The following is an 8,381-nucleotide window of genomic DNA, read 5'->3' as shown; positions in this document are numbered from 1 at the left end:
CGCTGTAGCGGGGACGCCGCGCCGGGCGCGGGAAACTGTCGCTCGTGGTGGGCCGGATCCGGTCCGGGTCCAGGCCGCGCAGGGCGAACACGGCGCGGGCCAGGCCGTACCAGGTGGTCTCGCCGGCGGCGGTGCCGTGGTACGTCCCGGGCGCCGCGTCGCCGGCCAGCGCCGCGTCGGCGAGCGCCACGAGCCGCTCCGCAAGACGGTACGACCAGGTGGGCTGCCCGCGTTGGTCGTCCACCACGTCGAGCCGGTCGCGTTCGGCGGCCAGCCGCAGCATCGTGGTGACGAAGTTGCGGCCGTGGGTGGCGTAGAGCCAGGCGGTACGCACCACGTACCCGGTCTCGGGCAGCAGCCGGGCCACCGCAAGCTCCCCGGCGAGCTTGCCGCGCCCGTACGCGTTGACCGGGCCGGTCGGGGCGTCCTCCGGGTACGGCTCGACCGCGTCCCCGGCGAACACGTAGTCGGTGGAGACGTGCACCAGGCGCGCGCCGGACCCGGCGCAGGCGTGGGCCAGGTGGGCGACCGCGTCGCCGTTGACAGCCGTGGCGTCCGCCTCGCGGGTCTCCGCGCCGTCCACGTCGGTCCACGCTGCGGCGTTGAGCACCACGTCGTGCCCGCTCACCGCGTCCCGGACGGCGTGGGCGTCGGTGACGTCGAGGCCGGCGCGGGTGGCGGCGGTGACCGACAGGTCCGGCCGGGTCCGCAGCACGGCGAGCAGGTCCCGCCCCAGCATGCCGCCCGCGCCGGTGACGAGCACCCGGGTCACCGGTGGCCGGCCGTCTTCAGCGGTTCCCACCAGGCCCGGTTGTCCCGGTACCAGCGCACGGTCTCGGCCAGCCCCCGGTCGAGGTCGATGGTCGGGGCGTACCCCAGCTCGTCGCTGATCTTGCTGATGTCCAGCGAGTAGCGGCGGTCGTGGCCCTTGCGGTCGGTGACCGGGACGACCCGGTCCCAGCCGGCGTCGCAGGCGGCCAGGAGCCGCTCGGTGAGCTGCCGGTTGGTCAGCTCGGTGCCGCCGCCGATGTGGTAGACCTCGCCGGCCCGCCCCTTCTCCTGGACCATCGCCACGCCCCGGCAGTGGTCGTGCACGTGCAGCCAGTCCCGCACGTTGCCGCCGTCGCCGTAGAGCGGCACGGTGCCGCCGTCGAGCAGGTTCGTCACGAACAGCGGGACGACCTTCTCCGGGTACTGGTACGGCCCGTAGTTGTTGGAGCAGCGCGTCACCACCACGTCCAGGCCGTGGGTGCGGTGGTAGGCCAGCGCCAGCAGGTCGGACCCGGCCTTCGAGGCGGAGTACGGCGAGTTCGGTGACAGCGGCCAGTCCTCCGTCCAGGAGCCGGAGTCGATCGAGCCGTACACCTCGTCGGTGGAGACGTGCACGAACCGGCCGGCGCCGTGACGCAGCGCGGCGTCCAGCAGCGTCTGGGTGCCGAGCACGTTCGTGGTGACGAACGGCGCCGCGCCGGTGATCGAGCGGTCCACGTGCGACTCGGCGGCGAAGTGGACGATCACGTCGTGGCCGGGCACCACCTCGTCGACGAGCGCCGCGTCGCAGATGTCGCCGTGCACGAAGCGCAGGCGCGGGTCGTCGCGTACCGGGGCCAGGTTCGCCAGGTTGCCGGAGTAGGTGAGCTTGTCCAGCACGGTGAGCGCCGTGGGCGCCGTCGCGGGCACCCCGGCCGCGTCGCCGCCGGGCACGCCCAGCAGCATCCGCACGTACTCCGACCCGATGAAGCCGGCGCCGCCGGTGACGAGGATCCTCACGGGTGGAGGAGTCTACGCCGTACCCGCAGCGCAGGCGGGACGTCGACGGGCCACGGTGGTGACGGCGTCACGGGTAGTCTCCGCGAGTGCGTGGAATCCTTCTCGCCGGCGGCACCGGGTCCCGGTTGTGGCCGATCACCCGGGCCGTCTCCAAGCAGCTGATGCCGGTGTTCGACAAGCCGATGGTCTACTACCCGCTCTCCACTCTGGTGATGGCCGGCGTGCGGGAGATCCTGGTGGTGACCACTCCGGAGGACCGCGCCCAGTTCGAGCGGCTGCTCGGCGACGGCAGCCAGTGGGGGCTGCGGCTGGCGTACGCCGAACAGCCCCGTCCGGAGGGCATCGCGCAGGCGCTGGTGCTCGGCGCGGACTTCATCGGCGACGAGTCGGTGGCGCTGATCCTCGGCGACAACATCTTCCACGGCGTCGGGCTCGGCCGGCAGCTCGCCCAGCACGGCGAACCGGTGGGCGGCCGGGTCTTCGCGTACCCGGTGGCGAACCCGCAGGCGTACGGCGTGGTCGAGTTCGACGCCGACGGCCGGGTGCTCTCGATCGAGGAGAAGCCGGCCCGTCCCCGGTCCCGGTACGCGGTGCCCGGCCTCTACTTCTACGACAACCGGGCGGTCGACATCGCCCGCAAGCTGACGCCGAGCGCGCGCGGCGAGCTGGAGATCACGGCGGTCAACGAGACGTACCGGGCGTGGGGCGAGCTGACCGTGACGGTCCTCGACCGGGGCACGGCGTGGCTGGACACCGGCACGTTCACCTCGATGATGCAGGCCGCGGAGTTCGTCCGGGTGATCGAGGAGCGCCAGGGCATGAAGATCGGCTGCGTCGAGGAGGTGGTCTGGCGGTCCGGGCTGATCGACGACGAGCGGCTGCGCGTGCTCGCCCATCCGCTGACCCGCAGCGGCTACGGCGAATACCTGCTGGGCCTGCTGGCCGAGCGGAGCGGGACCGAAGGATGAAGATCCGGCCGCTGAGCATCGAGGGGGCGTGGGAGATCACGCCCCGGCAGCACGGCGACTCCCGCGGGTTGTTCATGGAGTGGTACCGGTTCGACCGGCTCGCCGAGGTGGTCGGGCGTCCGCTGCGGCTGGCCCAGGGCAACCTGTCCGTCTCCGCGCGGGGCGTGGTCCGCGGCATCCACTTCGCCGACGTCCCGCCCGGCCAGGCCAAGTACGTGACCTGCGTACGCGGGGCCGTGGTCGACCTGGTGGTGGACATCCGGGTGGGCTCGCCGACGTTCGGCCGGTGGGAGGCGGTGCGGCTGGACGACGTCGACCGGCGAGCCGTCTATCTCAGCGAGGGTCTGGGGCACGGTTTCTGCGCGCTGACCGACGACGCCACACTCAGCTATCTCTGCTCCACCACCTACAACCCGGGCGCCGAGCACACGGTGCACCCTCTCGACCCGGACCTGGCGATCGACTGGCCGGCCGAGGCACCGGTGCTGTCGGCCCGCGACGCCGCCGCGCCGAGCCTGGCCCACGCGCGTACGGCCGGGCTCCTGCCCGACTACCGCAGTACCCGCACCTGTGCCGCACCGTTCGGGGGCGACGAGTGACAGGCGGTTCGCTGGTCGACGCCGCGCAGTCCTCGTCGGACCCCGGCACGACGCCTCCGCCCGGGCGCCGGGCGGCCGGTCTGCTGCGGCGGCTCGTCGCGCCCGAGCGCCTCTATCTCGGCGCGCTGGGACTGACCGGCCTGGCGGCGGTCATGTCGGTGGCGCTGCCCGCGGCGGAGCGCGGCGAACTGTCAGCAAACATGGTGAGCGCGACGCTCGGCGCGGCCGTCGGCGGGCTGTCGCTCGACACCTTCCTCATCTCGCGTCCGGCCGGCTGGGTGCAGTCCCGGGGACGGGCGTACGTGATCGCGATCCTCGGCGTCGCCGTACTCCTCTCCGGTGTCGCCGCCGCGCTGCTCACCGCGGCGGCGGGCGTCGGCGCCTATCTGGTCGGCGTCGGGTCCGCGGTGGGTCTGACCGTGTTCAACACGGTCTCGTCGCTCGCCCTGCGGCAGCGCAGCTTCCGGCTGGTCTACGCGATGCGCGCGGCGAGCGGCGCGGTCCTGGTCGCCGGGTACGCCGCCCTCTACGCCGCCGGCCGGCTCGACGGCGGCGTGTGGAGCATGGTGTGGCTCGCGGTGCAGTGGCTCAGCGCCTTCGCCGTGTGCGGCCTGGTCCTGGTCCGGCTGCGGCGGGCCGGCGCGGCCCCGGCGCCCACCTCGACCGGCGCGGACCTCCGGGCCGACCTGCTCGCGGCCGGGAGCCTGCACCTGGGCATCTTCGCGCAGATGATGACGTTGCGGTTCAACCAGGTCCTGGTGGCCCGGTTCGCCGGGGCCGGTCCGCTCGGCGTCTACGCGCTGGCGGTCGCTGCCCTGGAGTTCGCGCAGGCCGGAGCCGTGGTGCGGGCACAGCGCATCCTCGCCGACCGGGACGGCGGGAACGGCCCGGACCCGACGCGGGCGGTGGTGACGGCGGCCCTGCCGATCGCCCTGGCCGCGATCGTCGGGCTCGGCGTGCTGGGTTTCCTGGCGCCGGAGTACCGGCACGCCTGGCTCCTCGGGCTGCTGCTCCTGCCGGGCTCGCTGGCCACGGCGGCCGGAAAGAGCTGGAGCGCCCTGCTGCTGAAGCGGCGGGGTGAGAGGGCGACCACTGTGGTCGCCGTGGTCACGTCGGCGGTCGCGGTTCCGGCATACCTCGGCGTCATCCCGTGGGCCGGTGTGGTCGGGGCGGCGGTCGCCTCGTCGCTCGCCTACGCCGTGCACGCGTTCGCGTCGAGAGCGAGCCTGCGCCGGGCGCAGCCGCCGAATCCTGGGATGGTGTGAGATGGACGTCTCGATCGTGGTTCTCGCCTGGGAGGACTTCCACCGCACCCGCGACTGCGTGCTGTCCCTGCCCGCCGAGGCCGAGATCGTCGTGGTGGACAACGGCAGCTCGGCGGAGATCCGCGAGGCGCTGAGCGGGTTCTGCGCCCAGCAGGGCGTCACCTACGTCCAGTCCGGCTCGAACCTGGGGTACGCCCGCGGCATGAACCTCGGCGTACGGCACACCAGCAGGGCGCACGTCATCCTCTCCAACAACGACATCGTCGTGCACGGTGACGCGGTGGCCCGGCTGCTGACGGCTCTGGAGGACCCGGAGGTGGGCGCCGCCTTCCCCGCTGTGGTGACGCCGGAGGGCGTGCCGCAGACCGAGGGCGGCCGGTTCCTGACCATGGGGGTCGGGCTGGGCCACGCCACCGGGCTGAGCCTCGTGGTGCCGCGCCTGCGGATCGTCGCGCCCCCGGAGCAGGCGGACTGGCTGACCGGGCCGTTCGTCGCGCTGCGGCGCAGCACCTTCGACGCCATCGGCGGAGTCGACGAGACGTCGTTCTTCTACTCCGAGGACATGCGGCTGTGCTGGGCGGTACGCCGGCAGGGCAAACGGCTGGCGTACGTCGCCGACGCCGTGATCATGCACGAGGACGACGCGACGGCCAAGCGGCGCTGGTCGGCGGAGGAGATCTCCGAGCGGCGTACCCGGGAGTTCATCCGGGCCAGCCGGGACCTGGGCGGCCGCCGTGGTCGCGTGGCGGCCACCGCGTACGTCTGCGGCATCCTGCTGCGGGCGGCGGTGGGCCGGGACTCCGTGCGCCGCGCGATCGCGCGCGGGGCCGTCGCGGGGCTGCGTGCGTCGTGAAGGTGCTCTTCGTCTGCACGACCGGTGGCTCCGGGCGGCGGCAGTTGGGCGGCGCGGAACGGATGCTCGCCGAGCTGGTGCCGGCGCACGCCCGTACCGGCGTCGACGTGGTGGCCGCCACCTCGGACGACGAGGTGGGCAGGTCGCTGCGCGAGGCCGGGGTGCCGTGGGTCGGGCTCGGCGCGACCAGCCGGATCGACCTCGGCTACGCGCGTCAGATCCGCCGTCTCGTCCGCGAGGTGAAGCCGGACGTGGTCTGCGCCCACCTGCTGTCCGCCGCGATGCACGCGCGGGCCGCGCTCAGCCTGGACCGCACCCCGCTCGTGGTCACCCTGCACAACAGCCTCTGGCAGTACCGGGACACCGCCGGGTCGTGGCAGCAGAAGGCCGCCACCCAGTCCAACATCGCGCTGGACCTGGCGATGCGCCGCCTCCGGCCGCACGCGACGGTGGCGGTGTCCGAGTTCGAGGCCACCGAGCTGCGTGAGCGGGGCCGCGTCCGCAACGTCCACCTGATCCCCAACCCGCTGCCGGCCGACTGGCCCGCCCCGAAACCCGCCGACGCGCCGGCGTCCGGCCGCCGTCCAGTGGTCGGCTACCTGGGCCGGCTGGAACGGGAGAAGGGCGCGGACCTGCTGGCCGAGACCGCCGCGCACCTGCCGGAGATGGACGTCCGGGTCGCCGGGGCCGGCTCGCTGCCGATCGCGGCCCGGCCGAACCTGGAACTCGTCGGCCGGGTCGTCGCCGCGGACTTCCTCCGCGGGATCGACTGCCTCCTGGTGCCGTCGCGGGTCGAGTCGTTCGGGCTCAGCGCGCTGGAGGCGCTGTCCCTGGGCGTACCGGTGGTGCACACCGGGGCCGGCGGGCTGGCCGAGGTCACCCGGCACGCCACCGGCACGCTCGCCGTCCGGGCCGACCCCAGCCCCGCCGCGCTGGCCGGCGCCGTCCGCCGGGCGCTGGCCCAGGCCGGGCCCGCCGAGGAGCGGCGGGGTGTGGCCGAGTGGTACGCCCAGGAGTACGCCTTCGACCGGTGCGTGACGCGCTGGCAGAGTCTGTACCGGTCGCTGCGGTGACCGCCGTGGAACTGACTGTCGTCACGGTGCTGTACCGGTCCGCCGGCATGCTCGCCGAGACGCTGCCCACCTGGGTACGCAGCGCCGAAGGGCTGCCGGTGCGGTTCGTCTTCGCCGACAACTGGCCCGAGGACGGCTGCGCGGCGATCATCGCCGGTTGCCTCGACCAGGACCGGTACCGGTACCTTCCCGACTCGTCCAACCCGGGCTTCGCGGCCGGCTGCAACCGGGCCGTCGCGGCCACCACCACCGGCCACGTGCTGCTGCTGAATCCGGACGTCTGGCTGCCCGACGGCGCGCTGGCCCGCATCTGCGCCGCCGTCGCGGAGGACCCCGGCACCCCGGTCGCGGTCGGCCTGGCCATGCACGGCGGCGAGTACGTGGGCATCGACCTGAATCCGGTCTCGCTGTTCATCGACCGGTCCGCCACGACGGCACGGGCGCCACTGGGCCCGTCCGGCGGCGCGGCGGTCTTCCCCACCGAGCTGTACCGCAGGTTCGGCGGGTTCTACGAGCACCTGTTCGCCTGGGGTGAGGACGCCGACCTCGCCCTGCGGCTCCACGCCTCGGGGGTTCGTACCCGGGCGCTGGATCTGATGCTGCCGCACGCCGGTGGGCACAGCGTCGACGGCGACGACCGGCTGCAGGGATTCCGGGCCTTCCTCCTGGCCCGCAACCGGCTCCTGGTCGCGGCGCGCACCCTCACCTGGCCGCTGCTGCTCGTCGCGCTGCCGGTCCTCGCGCTGGCGCACGTCGCGCTCGCCGCCCGGCGGGTCCGCCAGGGCCTGCTGCGGCCGTTCCTGCGCGGCGTGGGACACGGCCTGCGGCAGGGGCCGGCCGCCCGCCGGCAGTGGACCGGCAAGCGGTTCGGCTTCGCGACCCTGCTCAGCTATCTGACAGTTCGGAGAGCGTGATGACGGGACACCCGTGGAGTGTCGTGACTGTCACCTACAACTCGGCGGACACGCTGCGCCGCTGCTGGCGCGGCGAGAAGCCGTACGAGTGGATCGTGGTGGACAACGCGTCGTCCGACGACTCGGCGGCGGTGGCCCGGGAGCTGGGCGCGCGGGTCGTCCGGCTGCCGGAGAACGTGGGCTTCTCCCGGGCCAACAACGTCGCGCTGCACGAGGCCGCCGGCAGGTACGTCCTCTTCGCGAACCCGGACCTGGAGGTCCGCCCGGACGGGCTGGAGGCGCTCGCGCGGCACCTGGACGCGCACGGCGGACTGGTGGCGCCCCAACTGCTCTCCACCGACGGGACCCCGCAACCAAACGGGCGTGGCTTCCCGTACGCCACCGCGAAGCTCGGCAACCGGAAGCTGTGGCCGCTGTCCCGCCTGCACGAGTCGTACCGGATGGTCGCGGAGCCGGGCGAGGTCCGCTACGTCGCCTGGCTGATGGGGGCGGCGGTCGCCGGACGCACCGGGGACCTCGTCGAGCTGGGCGGATGGAACGAGCGCTTCTTCCTCTACTACGAGGACCACGAGCTGGGCCTGCGGGCGTGGCAGCGCGGTTTCCCGGTCGCCCTGCTCGGTGACGTGCGGTGGACCCACCACTGGGCGCGGGCGACGAACTCGGTGCGGTGGTCACCGGCGCACACGCTGGAGTTGCGCAGCGCCCGGATCTTCTTCGGCATGTTCCCCGAGTTCCTGGTCGGCCTGCCGCCGGCTGCCCGCCGGCACCACCGGGCGGCCGGGCTGATCGGTTCACGGGTGCCCGCGCCCCGCCCGCCGGTGGCCGGCTGAGCCGGGTCGGTCCGCGTGTCTCCCCTCCTGAAGGCCGCCGTCCGGCGTGCGCTCGTGTCGCAGCCGCTGGCGAGCGCGTACCACGGGCGGGCCAACGGTTTCGGCGCGC

Annotated in this window: 9 protein-coding genes; 7 read left to right on the top strand and 2 right to left on the bottom strand. The window is 73.9% G+C overall.

Annotated elements, in window-relative coordinates:
- Positions 1-772: dTDP-4-dehydrorhamnose reductase (gene rfbD, locus KBX39_RS15850; RefSeq protein ID WP_210871264.1), on the bottom strand; the 772-nt coding region annotated here is incomplete at its 3' end.
- On the bottom strand, positions 769-1,770 hold the full coding sequence (gene rfbB / locus KBX39_RS15845; protein ID WP_064446935.1) for a dTDP-glucose 4,6-dehydratase: 1,002 nt from the start codon (positions 1,768-1,770) through the stop codon (positions 769-771). The genes rfbD and rfbB, both read right to left, overlap by 4 nt.
- A gap of 86 nt (positions 1,771-1,856) precedes the next feature.
- Between rfbB and rfbA the strand changes: the two genes are divergently transcribed.
- Genes rfbA through KBX39_RS15810 form a run of 7 tightly spaced genes read left to right on the top strand, consistent with a single transcriptional unit; the run spans position 1,857 to position 8,272 of the window.
- A complete protein-coding gene (gene rfbA / locus KBX39_RS15840; RefSeq protein ID WP_210871260.1) occupies positions 1,857-2,738 on the top strand; it encodes a glucose-1-phosphate thymidylyltransferase RfbA in 882 nt (293 codons plus the stop codon).
- Positions 2,735-3,337: a dTDP-4-dehydrorhamnose 3,5-epimerase family protein gene (locus tag KBX39_RS15835; protein WP_064446934.1), complete on the top strand. Its 603-nt coding sequence runs from the start codon at positions 2,735-2,737 to the stop codon at positions 3,335-3,337. Before rfbA ends, KBX39_RS15835 begins: the two co-directional genes overlap by 4 nt.
- Entirely contained in the window at positions 3,334-4,602 is a 1,269-nt protein-coding gene (locus tag KBX39_RS15830; protein ID WP_312247429.1) for a hypothetical protein, read from the top strand. The genes KBX39_RS15835 and KBX39_RS15830 overlap by 4 nt, the downstream gene beginning before the upstream one ends.
- Before the next feature lies 1 nt (position 4,603).
- A complete protein-coding gene (locus tag KBX39_RS15825) occupies positions 4,604-5,455 on the top strand; it encodes a glycosyltransferase (RefSeq protein ID WP_166455601.1) in 852 nt (283 codons plus the stop codon).
- A complete protein-coding gene (locus KBX39_RS15820) occupies positions 5,452-6,528 on the top strand; it encodes a glycosyltransferase family 4 protein (RefSeq protein ID WP_064446932.1) in 1,077 nt (358 codons plus the stop codon). The genes KBX39_RS15825 and KBX39_RS15820 overlap by 4 nt, the downstream gene beginning before the upstream one ends.
- Positions 6,525-7,442, top strand: a complete 918-nt coding sequence (locus KBX39_RS15815) for a glycosyltransferase (protein WP_210871258.1) — start codon at positions 6,525-6,527, stop codon at positions 7,440-7,442. The genes KBX39_RS15820 and KBX39_RS15815 overlap by 4 nt, the downstream gene beginning before the upstream one ends.
- Before the next feature lie 23 nt (positions 7,443-7,465).
- Entirely contained in the window at positions 7,466-8,272 is an 807-nt protein-coding gene (locus KBX39_RS15810; RefSeq protein WP_231915517.1) for a glycosyltransferase family 2 protein, read from the top strand.
- The last annotated feature ends 109 nt before the right edge of the window (positions 8,273-8,381 follow it).

It is taken from the genome of Micromonospora sp. D75, assembly GCF_018070405.1.
Lineage (GTDB): Bacteria > Actinomycetota > Actinomycetes > Mycobacteriales > Micromonosporaceae > Micromonospora > Micromonospora chalcea.
Note: the sequence above shows the minus strand (reverse complement) of the source record. Positions and strands in the feature narration are given on the sequence as shown.

Excerpts from the sequence above, each read along its gene's own strand:
- KBX39_RS15825 (WP_166455601.1), top strand. The coding sequence starts at position 4,604 with ATGGACGTCTCGATCGTGGTTCTCGCCTGGGAGGACTTCCACCGCACC.
- KBX39_RS15835 (WP_064446934.1), top strand. The coding sequence starts at position 2,735 with ATGAAGATCCGGCCGCTGAGCATCGAGGGGGCGTGGGAGATCACGCCC.